Annotated in this window: 13 protein-coding genes and 1 pseudogene; 7 read left to right on the plus strand and 7 right to left on the minus strand. The window is 71.9% G+C overall.

All coding sequences use genetic code 11. The features are described 5' to 3' along the window. Nucleotides 1–37 precede the first annotated feature (37 nt). Nucleotides 38–850: an SAM-dependent methyltransferase gene (locus JOC24_RS15775; protein WP_205020922.1), complete on the plus strand. Its 813-nt coding sequence runs from the start codon at nt 38–40 to the stop codon at nt 848–850. 241 nt (nt 851–1,091) lie between these two features. Next, on the plus strand, nt 1,092–1,892 hold the full coding sequence (locus JOC24_RS15780; RefSeq protein WP_205020923.1) for an SAM-dependent methyltransferase: 801 nt from the start codon (nt 1,092–1,094) through the stop codon (nt 1,890–1,892). Between the two features lie 21 nt (nt 1,893–1,913). Here JOC24_RS15780 and JOC24_RS15785 read toward each other — a convergent pair whose 3' ends face one another. Continuing rightward, nucleotides 1,914–2,933 carry an alpha/beta fold hydrolase gene (locus tag JOC24_RS15785; RefSeq protein ID WP_307792704.1) on the minus strand — a complete coding sequence of 340 codons (1,020 nt, stop codon included), beginning with the start codon at nt 2,931–2,933 and terminating at the stop codon, nt 1,914–1,916. A gap of 568 nt (nt 2,934–3,501) precedes the next feature. Next, nucleotides 3,502–5,013, minus strand: coding sequence for a hypothetical protein (locus JOC24_RS15790; RefSeq protein WP_205020924.1), 1,512 nt, complete (start codon nt 5,011–5,013; stop codon nt 3,502–3,504). Between the two features lie 236 nt (nt 5,014–5,249). Here JOC24_RS15790 and JOC24_RS15795 point away from each other — a divergent pair, with 236 nt between their 5' ends. Continuing rightward, a complete protein-coding gene (locus JOC24_RS15795) occupies nt 5,250–5,777 on the plus strand; it encodes a GtrA family protein (RefSeq protein ID WP_205020925.1) in 528 nt (175 codons plus the stop codon). A 203-nt stretch (nt 5,778–5,980) separates the two neighbouring features. Here the strand turns inward: JOC24_RS15795 and JOC24_RS34200 are convergent. Further along, nucleotides 5,981–6,301: pseudogene (locus JOC24_RS34200) on the minus strand (DUF1772 domain-containing protein); the annotation flags it as partial. Nucleotides 6,302–6,351: 50 nt separating this feature from the next. Further along, the gene (locus tag JOC24_RS15800; protein WP_205020926.1) at nt 6,352–9,927 is read right to left on the minus strand and encodes a HelD family protein; all 3,576 of its coding nucleotides are present in this window, start codon (nt 9,925–9,927) and stop codon (nt 6,352–6,354) included. Nucleotides 9,928–10,326: 399 nt separating this feature from the next. On the opposite strand from JOC24_RS15800, the gene JOC24_RS15805 reads away from it, so the two are divergent. Beyond that, entirely contained in the window at nt 10,327–11,205 is an 879-nt protein-coding gene (locus JOC24_RS15805; RefSeq protein ID WP_205020927.1) for a septum formation family protein, read from the plus strand. A 136-nt stretch (nt 11,206–11,341) separates the two neighbouring features. After that, the gene (locus JOC24_RS15810) at nt 11,342–12,142 is read left to right on the plus strand and encodes an N-formylglutamate amidohydrolase (RefSeq protein ID WP_205020928.1); all 801 of its coding nucleotides are present in this window, start codon (nt 11,342–11,344) and stop codon (nt 12,140–12,142) included. A gap of 11 nt (nt 12,143–12,153) precedes the next feature. On the opposite strand, the gene JOC24_RS15815 is transcribed toward JOC24_RS15810, so the two are convergent. Next, the gene (locus tag JOC24_RS15815; RefSeq protein ID WP_205020929.1) at nt 12,154–12,585 is read right to left on the minus strand and encodes a VOC family protein; all 432 of its coding nucleotides are present in this window, start codon (nt 12,583–12,585) and stop codon (nt 12,154–12,156) included. A 526-nt stretch (nt 12,586–13,111) separates the two neighbouring features. On the opposite strand from JOC24_RS15815, the gene JOC24_RS15820 reads away from it, so the two are divergent. After that, nucleotides 13,112–15,136, plus strand: a complete 2,025-nt coding sequence (locus JOC24_RS15820; RefSeq protein WP_205020930.1) for an ATP-binding protein — start codon at nt 13,112–13,114, stop codon at nt 15,134–15,136. Beyond that, a complete protein-coding gene (locus JOC24_RS33255; protein ID WP_205020931.1) occupies nt 15,127–16,671 on the plus strand; it encodes an ABC transporter substrate-binding protein in 1,545 nt (514 codons plus the stop codon). Before JOC24_RS15820 ends, JOC24_RS33255 begins: the two co-directional genes overlap by 10 nt. Nucleotides 16,672–16,740: 69 nt before the next feature. Here JOC24_RS33255 and rbsD read toward each other — a convergent pair whose 3' ends face one another. Both rbsD and JOC24_RS15835 read right to left on the minus strand, forming a co-directional pair. Further along, nucleotides 16,741–17,130: a D-ribose pyranase gene (rbsD, locus tag JOC24_RS15830; protein ID WP_205020932.1), complete on the minus strand. Its 390-nt coding sequence runs from the start codon at nt 17,128–17,130 to the stop codon at nt 16,741–16,743. Then, complete coding sequence (locus tag JOC24_RS15835) at nt 17,127–18,065, minus strand: ribokinase (protein WP_205020933.1); 939 nt, start codon at nt 18,063–18,065, stop codon at nt 17,127–17,129. Before JOC24_RS15835 ends, rbsD begins: the two co-directional genes overlap by 4 nt. Nucleotides 18,066–18,075: the final 10 nt, after the last annotated feature.

Consider the following 18,075-nt stretch of genomic DNA (forward strand, 5'->3'; position numbering starts at 1 on the left):
ACGGTTCACGCCTCGGCTGAAAGACGGAACGGTACTCATGACCGACCACGCGACAGCGCCCGACCCCGAGCGGCAGAAGATCGACACGTCCGTGCCGCACTCGGCCCGGATCTGGAACTACTGGCTCGGCGGAAAGGACCACTACCCCGTCGACGAGCAGGCGGGGGACGCGTACAGCACCGTCTTCCCAGGCATCGTCACCGTCGCCCGCAGCAGCCGCGCCTTCCTGGGGCGCAGCATCGCCCACCTGGTCACCGAGGCGGGTATCCGGCAGTTCCTCGACGTCGGTACGGGCCTGCCGACCGAGGACAACACCCACGAGGTCGCCCAACGACTCGCTCCCGAGGCCAGGATCGTCTACGTCGACCATGATCCCCTGGTCCTCGCGCACGCACGTGCACTGCTCACCTCGACCCCCGAGGGCGCCACCGCCTACGTCGACGCCGACCTGGCGGACCCCGACCGCATCCTGTCGGCCGCCGCCGCGACACTGGACCTCAGCCGCCCCACCGCTCTGATCCTCAGTAACATCCTGGGCCACGTCGCCGACCACGAACAGGCGCGCACGATCGTCGCCCGCCTGATGGACGGGCTGCCGTCCGGCAGTTACCTCTCCGTCAACGACGGTTCCCGGGGCGTCGACGCCGACTACGAACAGGCCCAGGACGCGTACAACGACACGGGCGCCATCCCGTACTTCCTGCGGCCCGTCGATCAGATCACCGCGTTCTTCGACGGTCTCGAACTCCTGGATCCCGGGGTCGTGTCGGTGCCCTTCTGGCGCCCGGACGGCACCGCGCCCGCGCCCCGGCCCGTCGGCGAACACGGCGGGCTGGCCCGCAAGCCGTGACTTGCCGCGCCGAACGCGCGGTCGTGGCCCGGTGGTTCCCAGGACCGAGGTGAGGCCACCGGAGGGAGCCTGGCGGACGGCGTTCCGCCACAGTTCTGACGGGTGGTCAGCGGATTCACCGGGACGACACTTGACCAGGCAGGCCACAGCCCAATCGGTCGGCGGCGAGCGGCGGTTCAGGGAGTACCGTGACCGAACACGAGTCCGACCTGGCCTCCCGGCCGCACGAGGTGACGAAACGATGAACGAGTACCCGCTGCCCACACCCCACCCCACGAGCGCGCACCCGGCCCGCGTCTACAACGTCTGGCTGGGCGGCAAGGACCACTACCCGGTGGACCAGGAGGCAGCCGAACTGGCAGCGGGGGCGAACCCGACGATCGTGCCGTCGGTCCGGGCGAACCGCGCCTTCCTCGGCCGGGCCGTACGTCACCTCGCGGCGGCCGGGGTCCGCCAGTTCCTGGACGTCGGCACGGGCATCCCCGCGGCGGAGAACACCCACGAGGTGGCCCAGCGGGCGGCTCCCGAATCACGTGTCGTGTACGTCGACAACGACCCGATCGTGCTCACCCATGCCCGGGCGCTGCTGGTCAGCGGCCGCGAGGGACAGACCGACTATGTGCAGGCCGACGCCCGGGACGTGGACGCGATCCTCGACGCGGCCTCCCGCACCCTCGACCTCGACCAGCCGGTGGGCCTGATGCTGGTGGCGATCCTGCAGTACGTCAAGGACGCCGAGGACCCGTGGGGCATCACCCGCCGCCTGCTGGACCGGCTCGTTCCGGGCAGCTACCTCGTGCTGTCCCACCCGGCGGCGGACGTCACCGCGCCCGAGGTGGCCGAATCCATGCGGATCTACAACGAGCGCGCCGCCACCCATGCCTCCGCCACCCCGCGCAGCCGGAAGGAGGTCGAGCGCTTCTGCGAGGGCATGGAGATCCTGGAGCCGGGCGTGGTCACACTGACCCGCTGGCGTCCCGGACCGTCCGACCCCGCGGACGACTCCCTGCCCATGTGGTGTGCCGTCGCCCGCAAGGAGTAACGGCGGTTTCCCGTACGCGCCTCACGTGGCGCTGCGTTCGCTCGCCTCCCGCAGGTCGCGGTCCATCGCCCGGTCGAACGCGGGGTCGGGTGCGCCGTCCGTACTACCGGGGCGGCCCGCTCGCAGGAGCTCGCGCCAGCGCTCCGGGCTCCAGTCGGCCGGGGCCGTGGTGCGCATGAAGTCCTCGACCAGGGCGCGGAACCGGGCGGGGTCGGTGTGGAAGGGGAAATGTCCGGCGCCGTCGAAGATCTCCAGCCGGCTGCCGGGCATGGCCGCGTGGGCACCGTAGGCGTGATGCACGGGCACGACGCTGTCCCGTGAACCCCACAGGAGAAGGGTGGGCATGCCCTGCGCCAGATAGCAGCGGTCCAGCATCGTGACCACCTGACCACGCCAGTCCACCACCGCCCGCAGGGTGCTGATGAACGCGCTCCGGGACGTGGTGTCGGGAAGGGAGTCCACGAGGTCCAGCAGTTCACCGGCGTCCTGGCCGAGGTCGGTGTCGAGAAACTTGACCAGCCGCGTGAAGAGGCCCACCTGGCCGCGCATTCCGGGCAGGCGCAGCGTCGACAGCATCAGGTCGGCGCCCGGGAGCGACACCGCTCGCAGGACGGGGTTCACCTCCCGTCCGACGCCGCCCGCGCTCACCAGGATGAGCCGGTCGGTGCGTTCGGGATACTGGTAGGCGAACTGCATGGCCACACCGGCGCCGAGTGAATGGCCGATCAAGGTGGCGTGTTCGATGCCCAGGACGCCCAGCAGGTCCCGGATACCGTTCGCGTAGCCGGCCACCGAGTAGTCGGCCCGGGGCTTGTCGGAGTCCCCGTGGCCGAGGAGGTCCGGGGCGATCACGGTGTGGTGGCGGGCCAGTTCGGGGATCACCTCCGACCAGGTCGCGGAGGAGTCGCCGATGCCGTGGATGAGCAGGACGGCCGGTCCCTCCCCTGCCATCCGGTACGCACGGCGGTAGCCGTGGATGATCCGGTGGGACAGCCCCACGCTCTGCTCGGCCTGTCGTCCGCGTGCTGGTGCGCCGGCCACGGCACCGCCTCCGTCTGCTGCTCCGACGATTCCCGAGCGAGGATAGAAAGCTCCCGCTCCGAGCGGATTGCAGGGACGTTTCAGGCGGCGCCCGGGTGGGATTCGGGGTGGCTGTGCGCCGCCCCGGCATTCGTAACACGCACACGGCGGTCACGTCGGAAGACGCGCCCTGAGATCGTCGCGGCACCACCTGTGCAGGCAACGACGTCGGCACCCGACCCACGCGACCACCTGTACGCCGCCAACGACGTCATAGTGCTGGGGTAGCCGCGCAGCCTGCCCGCCGCGCGCGTCGCGCCGCCCGTGAAGTCGGCGGCGTGCCCGAGGGCGACGCCCGCTCCAGAGCACTGCCTGTCGCCCTGGGCTGAAAGGAGCATGCTCGGGCGCCGTGGTTCCATCGTCGTGCTTGCACCACATCACCGAGGTCAAGCGCTGCCGTTTCCCGGCGTTCCCCACCGCGTTCTCGGGGACACGCCAGACCGCTCGACGGCCGCCCTGCGTTCGGCGCGTCCGGCTGTGCGCGGTGTCCTCGGACGCGCGTGTTCCGGGCCGGACCCGTGAGCTCCGGTCAGTTGGGCGGGACGGTGGAAGCTCCGCCCGTGGCGGCGCCCGGCAGCAGATAGGTCCGGTAGTCCCGCAGCGGCACCACGCGGGAGCCCCCGGTGATCGGTGGCGGCGCGTCACCACCGGTCACCAGGACCGCCGCCGGGACACGGCGCGCGAGCTCGCGGAGGGCTCCGGGGGTGATACTCGCGTCGTGCCCTGAGGTCTGCCGCGAGGCGCAGCCGGCGTAGTAGGCGATCGGCACCGCGTCGGCGCCGCTGACCACACACGGCGCGCGCACCCCCATCGAGTTCAGTGCACCGGCGACAGCGGCGAACTCCGCACTCGTGGCGTGACTGGTGCGGACCACGTGGGTGAGCACGGAGAACTGGACTCCGAGATGAGCGACCAGGGCCAGTGCCAGTGCGGCGACGCCTGCCGGGCGGCGGGTCCGGCGCGCCCGGACGAAGAGGTACGCGATGTACTCGGCCACCGGCACCGCCAGCAGCGCGTAGGCGGGGAGCAGGAATCGCGGCGCCGCGTACTCGACCAGGAAGAGATAGGGAACAGCCGTCGAGAACCCGGTCGCCGTAGCCAGCAGTGCCACGGCGCCTCTGCCCGAACGCCGGGCCGCGGAGATCCCTCCCGCGGCGAGGAGAGGCAGCATCACCCACCACACCGCGGTGGCTGGGCTCTCCCAGCCGATGTCGCAGGGGCGGCAGAGGGTCCGGCCGGCGAGCGCGCGAAGGTGGTCGTCGACCGCGAGGTTCCACCCGAGCCCACCCTGGATCTCGCCGGCCCGGTGCAGTCGGGCGACGAGGCCGCCGTAGTGGGCGTACGCCTCGGCGGTCCAGGGCACGCAGCCCGCCACGAGTCCGCCGACGAGCGCGGCGCACAGACCCGGCAGGCGTCGGCCGGGTACCAGGACGGCCGCGAGCGCCAGTGGCAACGCGAGCCAGAATCCGTCGGCGGGCCGCATCAGGGCGACCAGTGCCACGGCCGCCCCCGCCCCGGCCGCCCCCGCTCGCCCGGCGGCACCGCACAGGGTTCTCACCACCCAGCCCGTCGCGGTCAGGGCACCCAGGGCACACCACAGGTTCGGCATCGCCGCCGGCCCGTAGTAGAGGGTCGGCCACAAGCCGGTGAACAGCGCGCCCGCGCCGACGAGGACGGGTGTGGGCAGCACCTTCCGCCAGATCCAGAGGGCGACGACCAGGGCGGCGGCGGACATCAGGGCGAGGTGGATCCGCAGTGCGGTGGTGGATGCGGTGAGCGACGCGACAGGAGCTACCAGGTAGGAGATCCCGCGGGCTCGGGGGGCGCTGAAGAAGGCGGGAGGGGCGTTGCCTCCGACCTGGCTGACGTAGACGGTCTCGTCCCAGGCCAGCCCCGAGCCCGGTACGACGAAGGCCAGTTGCACAGCGACGAAGACCAGGGCGATTGTCGTCAGCCATGGCAGCGGACCGGATGTCCGACGGCCCGGCAGTTCAGGGATCAGGGCGTGCCGCACCAGCGGCATCTGCCGGGTTCCGTACATGGGAGCTCCAGTCCTCACCGGGGCCGCGGGAGGGAGCGCGCGGCGTTGGTCAACGAGGGAGGAACGCGAGGAGTCACGCAGGGTCGGGGCGCCGGGGGGCCGGGTGTCCCCCACTGCCGCATGAGGGATACCCCCGACTTGAGTAGGGGCCCGAGTGCATCGCTGGGGGGACGTGCGTCCCCGGGTTCCGGGATGGAATAGGAGCACCGTTTCCAGATCCTGCCGGAGGCCCTCCCGTGACCGCCCACGCGCATCCGCCGCCCGAGCGCACCGCCCGTCCGCTCCTCGAAGCCTTCGTGCGCTTCGTCGTCTGCGGTGGCGGAGTCGGACTGGCAGCGAGTGGTGCGCTGGTTCTGCTCGGCGAGCGGGTGCCGCTGGTCCTCGCCAACGCCGTGATCACCGTGGTCTCCACGGTGATCGCGACGGAGCTGCACAGCAGGATCTCCTTCCGGAGCGAACGCAGGGGGTGGCGGGTCCACCTGCAGTCCGGGCTGACGGTGGCGGTGAGCTACGCGTTCACCACCGCCGCTCTTCTCGTGCTGCACGCCGTACAGCCCGCCCACTCCGTGCTGGTCGAGCAGACCGTGTATCTGTCCGCGTCGGCGATGGCGGGGGCCGGGCGTTTCGTGTTGCTGAGGACGGTGGTCTTCGCCCCGTCCGCGGCACCGTCGAACGCGACGTACACCGCACCGTCGAGCGCTCCGGCCACGGCACCGTCGAACGCACCGGTCCTGGCCAAGCCGGCCGTCGTCATCGCGGCCTGATCCGCCGGGCGCGGCTGGTGGGCCCTCCCGCCACGGGGCGGCACACCCGCCAAGGAGGGACAGACCTCAGGAGCCCGACTCCCCCACGGCCGTGGCATGGAGGGTGACCGCCCAGAGCAGTGCGCCGAGGGACGCGGTGTGGAGACGGCACGGACGGTGTTCCATCTGTTCCAGCGGCTCTCGAACGCGGCCCGCGCGTCCAGGAGCCTGTCAGGGGCCGCGTCCGGCGGCACTCTGTCGAGCGCGTCGTTGAGGGGGACGTTCTGTGTCCCGGTCACGAGGAACGCCGCCCCGTACAGCGCCAGGGCCGCGACGATCCACGGCAAGGCTCCCGGGCTGTGCCCCTGTGCGGCGAGGACCGTCGCCAGGACCAGCGAAGGCAGAGGCAGCAGGAAGGGGATCAGGAACCAGCCGTTGATGACGGCCCGGTTGATGTGCTGCATGCTCCGGACGAAGGCCTGGTCGCCTGTCCGGGACAGGCCGGGCATGACTGCGTACGCGAAGGCGCAGAACAGCCCGGCCATCAGGGCGGCTCCCCCGGCCGCGGCGAGGAGTGCCGCGGTCTGCACTGTTCTCAAGTGCGCTCCGGAGCGGAGGAGGAGTTCGAGGCCGCACTGTGCCCCAGGGCCGCTTCGGCGTCCCGGCCGTCCCAGCCGTGCTCGGTGCGCCACAGGACGTGGACGCCGAAGACGTCGTGGACGAGCGCGGCCGACCAGTCCTCCGCCGGAGGTGCCGCGAGGACGAGGTGGAGGCGGTCCGCGGGCTTCGGCAGAGTGTGGTTGATCTCGTGGAGGCGGGCCGCTCCCGAGCGGAGGTCGGCGTACGTGACGAGGCCCGCGCCCAGCACCTCGTAGAGCAGGTGTCCCTGGTCCGTGGCGCACTCGACGTCGACGACCTGGGAGGGCAGGGACAGTTGCCGGTCCGCGCGCAGGAGAGCAGCCATCAGTTCGAACCGTACGGCCTCGTGCGTCTTGCAGGTGCGGTCAGCGGCGGCAGACGTCTTCAGGAGGTGGAGGAGCTTCGCGCTCGCGTCCGTTCCCTCCGGGGCGCCGGGCACTGCTGCTTCGAGGGTGGTCATGGGTTCGGCTTCTTTCGGCTCGGGCTGCTCGGGCTGCTCGCCGAGCGGTGCGGGCGGCGTGGGCTGGACCGGGGACGGCGAGGACTCGACAGCGGCGGGGGCCTGGCCCTCGTCCGGGGCGGTAGCGGCAACGGTCGCGGTCGCGGTCGCGGCATGGATGCGGCGCTCGACTGTGCGTCGCGCCACGGCCAGGTCGGCCTTCCATCCGCTGCGCTCCAGCGCGTCCCGGAAGTGGGCCGGATCGTGTGCGCCGGAGGCAGCCGTACGACCGGTGTCAACCGCCAGGTCCCGCAGGACGCCCAGGCGGGTGCGGTCCGGTGACCCGAGTACGCGCCAGACGTCCAGCCAGTCCTGCTGGTCCAGGCGCAGGCACCGGTTGGCCATGCCCTTGAGCTCGGAGAGCCGGGCCCGGGTGTCGTCCGGGACGTTCCCCGCGGCCAGTTCCCCGAGGATGCCGAGGGCGTCCGCGTATCTCCTGGCCATGGTGGGCGAGATCGGCCTGCGTCCGCGTTCGTCCACCGTCACGAAACTGACGCTGGAGGCGTGGCGCAGAACCCAGGCGTTCAGCTCCGTCCCTGCGGCCGGGGGTGTCGATCCATGGCGTACGGCCATGAGGAGCGGGCGGTCCGTCAGGGGCGAGATGGCCTCGACCCGGTAGTTGCCGCCGCTGGTGTGGCCGACGACCCGGACCCTGATGTCGGTGCCGATCTCCGGGACGTCGCCCTCGGCCACCGGCGCGTCGGCCGCTCCGGTCTCCTGGAGCGGCTGTCGCGGAGTGGCGGAGGGCGCCAGGACGCCGGGCAGCGGCGCTGTGTGCAGGACGGTCAGACTCTGGGTGCTCCGGGTCAGCGCGATGTAGAGCTGGCGCAGTCCGGACGGGCCGCGGTCGGCGATGGTGGCGGGTTCGACGACGAGGACGTGGTCGTACTCCATGCCCTTGGCCTGACCGGCCGCCAGGACGGACACGGCTTCACGCTCCTGCTCCGTGATGCCGTCGGCCTCGTCCAGGTGGCGGGCGATCTCGTCGAGCCATCCGGAGTCGTCGGGAACGATGACGGCGACGGACCGCAGCGTGCGCCCGTCGCTGCTTCCGACGAGGCGGACGGCATGGGCGACGGTGTCGCGGAGCAGCTTCCACGGCTCGGTCGCGACGGTGCGTACGGCATCGGGGCCGGCCTCGCGCACGGCCTGCGGATAGGGCAGGGAGGGTGCCACCGCGTGTGCCAGGGGGGCGACGAACTCCATCACCTCGGCGGGGACACGGTAACTCGTCGTCAACTCCGCGACGCGCCAGTCCCCGTGGTCCGACAGGAGGGCGCCCAGCCGGTCCCACCCGGTGTACGGGTAGGGGCCGGTGGCCTGGGCGAGGTCACCGAGGACGGTCATCGAGCCGCCTCGGGCGACACGGCGGCGCAGGGCCCGGGCCTGCATGGGCGTCAGGTCCTGGGCCTCGTCGGCCACGATGTGGCCGTAGCGCCGCGGCGTCTCCCCGGTGATGAGGTGGCGGAGCTCCTCCAGGCAGACACGGTCGTCCAGGGTCCAGGGGTCGTCCTCGGCCTTGTCCGCCCGGGGGCGCAGGACGGCGCTCTGTTCGTCCTCGTCGAGCACGCCGTCCGCGCAGGCGCGCAGGAGTTCGGGGGAGTCGTAGAGGCTGCGCAGGCTCTCCCGCGCGCCCGGCGAGGGCCAGGCGCGGTCGAGGAGTCTCTCCACCTGGCGGTTGCGTTCCAGGCTGCGGCGGATCGTGCCGTCAGCGCCGCGTCGGGGGGCCAGGGCGGAGAGCTCCCGCAGCAGACGGTCGACGAGGAGGCTCCGGAAGCGGTCGCGGCGCTCGCGGTACGCCCCGTCGCCCCCGCGCACCTCCTCGATGAGGGCGTGGAGTTCCGTGCGGGGCACGCGCAGGGTCGTGCTGCCCGCGGCGACGGTGAACGCCGGCTCGTCGCCGGCGAAGGAAGGTGTGGTGAGCAGCCCGTCGAGCGCCTCGGGGCGGCACTCGTGCTCGACACGGTTCCGCAGGACCGCCGCCATCCGCTCGTCGGACTTCACGAGGCGCGCCGGGGGCGTGTCGGTGCCGAGTACGTCGCCGTCCCAGAGCCGGGACAGTTGGACGGCGTTGACGTCCCGGGTTCCGAGGGTGGGCAGTACCTGGCCTACGTAGTCGAGGAACCGCTGGTGCGGTCCGATGACGAGGATGTCCTGGGCCTTGAAGTGGTCGTTGTTGACGAGCCAGGTCACTCGGTGGAGACCGACGGCGGACTTGCCCGTGCCCGGGCCGCCCTGGACGACGAGTATGTCGGCGGGAGAGCCCGTGACCAGGTCCATCTGGTCACGGCGGATCGTCTCGACGATGTCCCGCATGCGTCCGCTGCGGGAGCGCTGGAGTTCACGCAGGAGGAAGTCGTCGGGTTGGAGGGGCTTGCGCTGACGGAGACGGGCCAGGTCGGCCGGCGTGTACGGCGGTCGGTCCTTCCCGGGCAGTACGGGCTCCGGCCGGGACTCCTCCTCGTCGCCGGGCACCGTCTTCGCACCGGTGCCGGCCGTGGTGGGCTCCGCCGTGATCGTGTCGTCCCCGGCGGGCCTCGGTTCCGGGACAGCTTCGAGCACCGGGACGGCGGGAGGGGGAACGGCTGCGACGGAGGCGATCTCGTCGAAGTAGTCCTCGACGACGTGCTGTACGCAGCGCAGTTGGCGCCGCAGGGCTACATCGCCCGGTGCGTGCGGCTGCGCCTCGAACCACTTGGTGGCGAGCGGGCTGGTCCACAGCACGACGACGGTGTCGCGGGTCCGGACGTCGGAGACCGCACGCCGCCCCACGTACCAGGGGCGGGGCGCGTCACCCGGGTCCTCCGGGGCGTCCACACGGGCGATCACCAGGGACTCGTCGGCCAGTCCTCCGTACGCCTCGGCCTTCTTCTCGGTGTCCAGCCGGTTGGCGATGCCGTCCTTGCCGCTGGCCGCCGCGTCGGCGGCCGACTTCCCGGTCATCTCGGCGAGGCGCGCGGTGTAGCAGTCGTAGGCCCGGTCGACGGCCTTCTGCTCATCCGCGATGACCTGGCTGCGAGCCACGGTGTTCATCTGCTGTCCCCTCCCCGGCGGAGTCCGGCGGAACGCCGCTCCGGGTATACGTACGCGCCCCGGTGAATACCTATCAGAGATCGCGCGGTCACCGTGAGTTGAACTTCGGACCTTGGGTCTCACTCCCCCGGTCGCCCCCACCGACGCGGTCCGGCTCACGTGTGAAGCGGATCAGGCAAGGAGATCAGCCGGAACTCGCCGCCCCCCGGCGCCGCACCTCTCAGCATGCCAGTCATTGACTGAGTTCACAAGCAATACACTTGATCTCACACACCTCTGGGTCGCCGGCCTCCGGAAGGGCCCGGCTCTCCTGGAATCACCTGCGCACAGCGTTGTCACACTTATGCCATACGATGCGCACACCTGTTCACAGCTCTTCCTTTTGAGGATGCCCACATCATGTTTTCCGGTGTCACGTCCCGTTCAGCGCGCGGCATGTCCGCTGCCGTCGCCCTCCTCGCGATCGGCGCGGTGGGCTGCGCCGACGTCATCGACAGCGCCAAGGCCGGCGCCAAGGAGGCCGTGCGTCAGCGGTCGGTCTTCTCCCTCTCCCCGGGGGACTGCTACAACCCCAACAGCGGGGCGACCGAGGGCGAGGAGTTCGCCGTCGAGGTCGTGCCGTGCCAGGAGGCCCACAAGGGCCAGGTCGTCGGAGAGTTCGACATCGAAGGGGAGTCGGAGTACCCCGGTGACGACGGGGCGACGAAGATAGCCGACGAGCGGTGCCCCGCGGAGTCGCAGAAGTTCGTCTCCGACACCTGGGCGGTGCCCGCGGGCGTCGACCTCTTCTACTACTACCCGACCAGCCAGAGCTGGAAGACCGGCGACCGGGCCGTGAGCTGTACGTACGCCAAGGAGTCGGGCACGTTCTCCGGCTCGCTGAAGAACGACTCCCTGAACGCCGACCAGCTCGCCTACCTCAAGGGCTCCAACGGTGTCTACGAGGCGTTCTGGGGCAGCCAGCCCGAAGCCGAACAGATCGAGGACGACCTGGCCGGCTACAAGAAGCAGGCCAAGGCCGTGTCCACGGCGCTGGGCACCCATCTGACGGCCCTCGACAAGCTCGACCAGCCGGCGGCGGTCAAGCTCCGCACACAGCTGGAGGGCACCGCCGACGCGTGGAAGGACGCCGCCTCGGCAGCCGATGTGGACGCCTTCTACATCGCCTACGATCTGGCCTTCACCGGCATCGACCCGAGCAAGACGGTCGCCGCCCGCAAGGAGCTCAAGCTCGCGTCCACCGTTCCCGCCGACGACGCCGAGGTCTGGGCGGGCTGATCCGTGCTCCGGGGCCGAGAAGCACCGGCCCCGGAGCCCGGTCCGGGGCCCGCGTCCGCCGCGTGCCCCGGACCGGCCGCGGCCGCCCGTCTCCGCACACTCCCGCCCGCCGTTCCCGACCGACGAGGACCGATCGTTGATCCCCGAGCCCGCACCGTTCACGCTCGTCCCCGGCGGTGCCGGATCACCGGTGCTGCTGCACGTCCCGCACTCCTCCAGGACCGTCCCTGAGCAGGTACGCGGCGGCATCCTGCTGGACGACGAGGCGCTGGAGAGCGAACTCGACCACATCACGGACTCCCACACTGCGCGCCTGGCCGCCCTGGCCTCCGAGGCCTGCGCGGTCTCCCCCTGGCGCTTCGTCAACGGGCTGTCCCGGCTGGTGGTGGACCCCGAGCGGTTCCCCGACGACCGGGAGGAGATGCTGGCCGCGGGGATGGGCGCGGTCTACACCCGCACCACCCGCCGGGAACCGCTCCGCCCGCCCGGTGCGGATCCGGAGCCGCTGCTCGACCGCTATTTCCACCCGTACGCCCGGGCGATGACCGCGGCCGTCGACGAACGGCTGGCCGCCACGGGGCGCGCCGTCGTCATCGACGTCCACTCCTACCCGACCACCGCCCTGCCGTACGAGCTCCACGGCACCGGCCCGCGCCCTCCGATCTGTCTGGGCACCGACGGCTTCCACACCCCACCCGGACTACTGACCCTGGCGGAGGCCGCGTTCGCAAGGTTCGGCGGCACGGCGCTGAACAGTCCCTTCCCCGGCACGTACGTGCCGCTCAAGCACTACGGGACGGATCCGCGGGTCGGCGCGCTGATGATCGAGATCCGTCGCGACCTCTACATGACCGAGCCGGGAGGGCCCGCCGGGCCGGGGCTGGAGGCGCTGGCCTCGGCCCTGGCCCAGCTGGTGGACGGCCTCACGGAGGCCTGACACCGGGGCGGCTACCTGGGTCTGGCGTAGGGCCGGGTCATGATCTCCATGTTGTGGCCGTCCGGGTCCAGGAAGTAGGCGCCCCGGCCGCCGAAGAGACGGTTGATACGCCCGGGTTCGGTGTGGCGGGGATCGGCGTAGTAGGTGACGTCGAGCGCCCGCAACCGGGCGATCATGGTGTCGAACTGCGTGTCGGGGACCAGGAACGCGTAGTGCTGCGACTGCACCGGCGCGTCCCGCAGTTCGTAGTAGTCGAGCGTCACGCCGTTCCCCAGATCGACGGGCAGGAACGGCCCGAACGGGGGGCCGACCTCCAGTCCCAGGACCGCGGCGATGAACTCGGCCGACAGACTGCGGTCCTTGGCGTACACGGCGTGGTGGTCGAGTCGGACGACGTCGACGCCCTGCTGGGCATCGTCCGGGTGCTGCTGTGTGTGTGACATGTACTGATACGTCTCCGTGTCGTGGTTTCCGCTGGGAGGGGGCGCCGCAACAGGGCGCCGGGCGGGGTGGCACGACAGGGCGGCGGGGCTCGTGCCCGCCACGCGCTCACGCGTCAGCCGGGCGCCTCTCTCTGATGTGGCCCAAGGCCGACCCGGCAGTCACACCGACGATCATAGAGCAGACGGCGGGGGTCGGGGGCACGGTCCGCGGACCTGGGCCCGTCTCGCGCCTCGGCTGTCAGTGCCGCCCCCTAGGCTTTCGGTGATCCGATCGAAGGGGGACGCTGTGCGAGCCGTACCGGAACCCTGACCGTCCGACGCGCACGATCCGCCCAGGCCACACCTCATGTCTGCTTCGGCGCCGGCCGCACCGGCCCGCCAGGGCGCGTGAAGGGCGCACGGGAGGCGCGTAAGGAGCGCCTGGCGCGGGCATGGCACCAGCGGGACACTTATGCGAATAGCCTTGCGTGACACCTGAGTTGGAACACCGAGAAGAAAGCGTCGTTCAGTCCGCGGGGGGAGCTGAATGGTCGACGACAGAGCAGGCCGGTCCGAGCGGGACATCGCCGTACGCCGGCGTGTGGCCGAGACCTTGAACAGACAGCAGGGGCCGTTACGTCCGCTTCCGGTTCTGATGCTGCTGGGGCCGCGGGGCAGCGGGAAAACCGCGTTCACCGGGCATCTGCACCAGTGGGCGCAGCGCGTGCCGCTGGCGAGCATCGACGCGGAGCCGGTCGGTGAGCACGGCGGGACGCCGATCGACGTACTGATCGACATGGCCTTTCAGCTGAGCGCCCATCACGACGGCATCCCCCGCCTGGGGTTTCCCGCACTGGGCTCGCTGCTCGCCGCCGTCGGCACCGCCGTGGACGCGCGCAGCCGGGAGCAGGCCGTCCGTGACATGGCCGAGGCGCTGCGGGCGGGACGTGCGCGGGAGCACTCCTACCAGGAGTTGCAGGGCATCGTCGACGGCGTCGCCCAGCTCGCCGGCCTCGGTCTGCCCGGCTGGAGTTCCGTCGTGGTCCCACTCGTCCAGGGCGGTATCCGCATGCGGCTCGGGCTGCGGCTGCGCCGCCGACTGGCCGAGACGTCCGCCGCCGGGCCGGGGCGCGGGGCGACGGCCGACTTCCTGGTCGGCGTCAACCGGCTCTACCACGGTTATCCCGCCCAGCGGGCGGAGGCGGAGCGGGTGCTGCTCGACTCCTTCCTGGCCGACCTGCGCGGCGCCTACGCCTCCGGGCGGGCCGACCGGCTGCGAACCACGCACTGCCTCGCCCTCCTGGACAACGCGGACTCCTCCGTAGGGGAGGCCTTCCTCACGCTCCTGCTCGAATCGCGCGAGCGCTCCGGCCGCCCCGATCCGCTTCTCGTCGTGGCCACCGCGCGCAGGCGCCCCGAGATGCTCGTGCGTGCGGAGACCGGCAGCGGGCACCGTCCGGACTATCGCGAGAGCTGGCCGCAGCCCGCCCGTTTCCGGCCGCTGTCGGCCGGACCGCTCCTCGCGGCGGGCCAGTTGCGCGATCTCAGCCGTCGCGAGGTCGAGGCGCAGGCGGCAGCGGCGCTCGACACGCTGCCGGCCGGTTCCGTGCTGCCGCGCACCGACAACGCGGTCCAGTGGCTCGGCTGGATCGTGTACGAGATCACCCGGGGCCACCCGGCGGGCACCGCCGCCGTGCTGGACGGGCTGCGCCGCATGCCCGCCGACCTGCCGTGGGACGCGCGGGTCCACCGGAGCCTGGCCCCGACGGACGGCAGCGTGCAGCCCGTGCCCGCGCTGTCCGCCGGGCCCGGCCTGCTCGAACTGCTGCAGCGCGACTGCTCCGCGCAGTTGTCACGGCTGATGCCGCGGGCCGCCGCAGGGGTCACCCTCGGCCGGGCGGAGACCTGCGAATCGCTGTGGGAGGGGCAGGAGCCGGTGCTGCGGGAGTTCGTCGGGTACTGCGCGGACGACCTGCGGACCGTGCCCGAACCCGACGAGGGTCTCCCCGCCCTCCACCGGCTCACCCGCTTCCTGCTGCTGCGTCGGCTGGACGGCGCGCCGGAGAACGGCGGGCCGGGCTCGTGGAAGGGCGCGCACGGGGCGCTGCGTGCGGCAGCCGTGGCCAGGGGCGACCGGCGGGCCGTGGCGTACCACGACCTGGCACTGGACGATCTCGGCTCGGCCGTCGACTATCTGCGGGACCGCTTCGACGAGACGGGCGCGGACGAGTGGTGCGCCGACCTGGCCTGGCTCCAGCGTGCCCCGTGCCGCTGGGGTGGAGCGCTGCCCGAAGCGGCCCGCGACCGGTACGAACGCCTCGTCGGCGTCGCCGGGGGCGACCCCGCGCGCCGCGCCATCACCCGGCTCCTGGCGGCCGGTTGGATCACCCCGCATCCGCGGCCCGACGGTGCCGCACAGCCGTACGGGGATCCGCTCGGTGATCCGTACGCGGAGTTGTACCCCGACATCGTCGAGGAGTTCCTGACGCTCCGTCGGCCCATCGGCAACGAGCACGACCGCCATGTGCTGCTGCGTATGGCACAGCGCTACGAAAGGAAGCCGTGGTGGTAGCCCTCAACGACGACGACGCGTTCGTCCCCCCGCGCCCGCCCCGGCGCAAGGCTCCGTGGATCGCGGCCGGAGTCGTCGTGCTGGCTGCGGCGGTGTGGGGTGGCACGGAGGCGTACCAGGCGTGGCAGCACAACAAGGTCGAGTGTGCGCCCGGCATCCTCAAGAAGGGGGTGCGTCAGGAGTGCATCGGCGTCAGTGACGGCTCGTTCGCCTTCGACCCCCTGCTGAAGGAGGTCATGGGCAAGATCAAGGAGGAGAACGACCGCGTCGAGGAGTCCGGCAAGAAGTACGTCTCCCTCGCCTACGTCGAGCCGGTGACCACGGTCAAGGGCGAGGAGGAGGCCAAGAACGGGCTGCGCGGCGAGCTGATGGGCGCGTACCTGGCACAGCGCGAGCTGAACGACCCGGACCTCGGCGCCGGACGCGGCGATCTGCCGCAGATACGGCTGCTCGTCGGCAATCTCGGCCTGCGTTCCGAGCAGTGGCGGTCCCTCACGGACGATCTCGTGGCCATGTCGAAGGACGAGAACCGCCTCGTCGCCGTCGCCGGCTTCGGCCAGAGCCGCGGGGGCACCAAGGACGCCGTCGACGCCCTGCTCGATGCGGGCATTCCCATGATGGGCGCGACGGTGACGGCGGACAGCCTTTCCGACGCGGCCAGGCCCGGCTTCTTCCGCACCTCCGCACCCAACCGCGACCAGGCCAGGAGCGCGGCCGCCTACCTGAAGAAGCAGCAGGAGAAGAATCCGGACTTCGAGGTCGCCGTCATCCGCGACCGCAACGAGGACGACATATACAACACCTCCATGTCCGCCTCGTTCACCCGGGCGGCCGCCGACCGGGGTCTGCGACTCGACGGGAGCGCACTGGAGTTCCTCTCCGGTGTGGACGGCGTGTCCAACGCCTTCTCGTCCGTCGCCGACAAGGTGTGCGACCTGCGGCCCGACGCGGTGTTCTTCGCGGGCCGGGGTGTCGACATCCGCAACTTCATCTACTCCATGTCCGCGCCCGACCGCCGGTGCCCGGTCACGGTGATCACGGGCGACGACGCGGTCGGCGCGTACTACGGCTCGCTGGAGAGCGAGTCGCGGCGGGAGAAGTTCCGCACGGAGTGGACGGACAGCAGGGTGACCGTCCTGTACTCGTCGCTGGCGCACCCCGCGCTCGCCGGGCACCTCTACGCCGAGGCCAACAATCCGCTGCCGGACTTCCTCTCCCTGTACCGGACGGAGTTCGGCGGAGCGGCCGACGACACGATGCAGGTCCTCCAGGACGGCCAGGTGATCATGGGCCATGACGCGGTCTGGACGCTGGGAGTGTCGGTACGCAACGCGGCGGGACCGGACGGCAAGGGGCAGGTGAACACGGGCGCCACGCTCCAGATGCTGCTCCAGCTCAGCGGACGGGCCGCCGTGGCGGGTCTCAGCGGACCCATCTCCTTCGCCCCGGACGGAAATCCGGACGACAAGCCGATGGCTCTGGTGCGGATGGAGCCGTCGGGTGTGTACACCTTCCGGGAGGTGCTGCGGCCGTAGGCTCCCTGCCGCGCCGCGTCGGCGGCGCGGCTGATCGGTGCCTGTCCGGGCGCTGGGCCGGCGGAGGGATCAGAAGAAGACTCCGCACCTCAGCAGCACGTTGGCGTAGGGCCGGGCCTCCCCCGTCCGTACCACCAGGCGGGCGGACGCGGTGAGCGCCTTCAGCTGTTCGTGCGGCACGTGCGCCAGGTCGTGGAGACGGGCGGCCAGCAGGCGGGCGGCCTCGGGGTTGGCCTGCCGTATCTCCTCGGCCGCCGTCGCGCCCTCCACGACCAGTTCCTCCAGCAGCCCGTCCAGGACCTCGGCGAACGACGGGACGCCCGCCCGGAAGGCCAGGTCGATCACGCGGGGCCCCGGTGGGATGGGCATCCCCACGTCGCAGATCAGGACGCCGTCGCCGTGGCCGAGTTCGGCCACGGCTCCCGCGAGGTGGCGGTTCAGGATGCCGGTCTTCTTCACAGCGCAGAGACCTCTTCCGCGGTCGGGAAGGACGCCTGCGCGCCCTCCTTGGTGACGGCTGCCGCGCCGACCCGTACGGCGAAGGCGGCGGCCCCGGTGAGTTCCTCGCCCAGGCCGAGCCGCCAGGCGAGGGCGGCGGTGAACGCGTCGCCCGCGCCGGTGGTGTCCACGGCCGCGACCCGGGGGCTCGGTACGCGTACGGGGGCGCCGGCCCGGGTGTCGGAGACCAGGGCTCCGTCCGCGCCCAGGGTGATCACGACCGACCGGGGGCCGAGGGCGGTGAGCCCCCGCGCCCAGGACTCCGGGGTGCCGCCGGCGTTGTCGCCGAGGATGTAGCGCGCCTCGTGCTCGTTGACCACCAGCGGGTCGCAGGCGGCCAGCACCTCGTCGGGGAGGGGCGCGGGCGGCGAGGGGTTGAGGACCAGACGCACGTCCGGGCCCAGGGCGCGGGCCGTCTCGGTGACGGTCTCCAGCGGGATCTCCAGCTGGACGGAGACGACGCGGGCCGACGCGAACAGCGGCCCCGCGGCCCGGATGTCCGCGGGCGTCAGCCGTGCGTTGGCCCCCGGGGAGACGACGATGCTGTTGTCCCCCGAGGGGTCGACGGTGATGAGGGCGACACCGGTGGGCGCCCCGCCGACGAGGACTCCTCCGGTGTCGACGCCCGCCTCTCCCTGCGAGGCAAGCAGCAGCCGCCCGTGGGCGTCGTCGCCGACCCGGGCCAGCAGCGCCGTCCGGGCGCCGAGGCGGGCGGCGGCGACGGCCTGGTTGGCGCCCTTGCCGCCGGGGTGGACGACGAGGTCGGTGCCGAGCACCGTCTCCCCCGCCCCTGGGCGGCGGTCGACGCCGACGACCAGGTCGGCGTTGGCCGAGCCGACGACCAGCAGGTCGTACCGGGAGGGCCCGGAGGGGGCGGAGTCATCGTTCCCGTACATCTGGGTAGTG

This window comes from Streptomyces sp. HB132 (assembly GCF_016909575.1).
Lineage (GTDB): Bacteria > Actinomycetota > Actinomycetes > Streptomycetales > Streptomycetaceae > Streptomyces.

Bases quoted from the DNA above. Each gene is read 5' to 3' on its own strand.
- JOC24_RS15775 (WP_205020922.1), top strand. From the start codon at position 38: ATGACCGACCACGCGACAGCGCCCGACCCCGAGCGGCAGAAGATCGAC.
- JOC24_RS15780 (WP_205020923.1), top strand. From the start codon at position 1,092: ATGAACGAGTACCCGCTGCCCACACCCCACCCCACGAGCGCGCACCCG.
- JOC24_RS15790 (WP_205020924.1), bottom strand. From the start codon at position 5,013: ATGTACGGAACCCGGCAGATGCCGCTGGTGCGGCACGCCCTGATCCCT.
- JOC24_RS15800 (WP_205020926.1), bottom strand. From the start codon at position 9,927: ATGAACACCGTGGCTCGCAGCCAGGTCATCGCGGATGAGCAGAAGGCC.
- JOC24_RS15805 (WP_205020927.1), top strand. From the start codon at position 10,327: ATGTTTTCCGGTGTCACGTCCCGTTCAGCGCGCGGCATGTCCGCTGCC.
- JOC24_RS15815 (WP_205020929.1), bottom strand. From the start codon at position 12,585: ATGTCACACACACAGCAGCACCCGGACGATGCCCAGCAGGGCGTCGAC.
- JOC24_RS15820 (WP_205020930.1), top strand. From the start codon at position 13,112: ATGGTCGACGACAGAGCAGGCCGGTCCGAGCGGGACATCGCCGTACGC.
- JOC24_RS15835 (WP_205020933.1), bottom strand. From the start codon at position 18,065: ATGTACGGGAACGATGACTCCGCCCCCTCCGGGCCCTCCCGGTACGAC.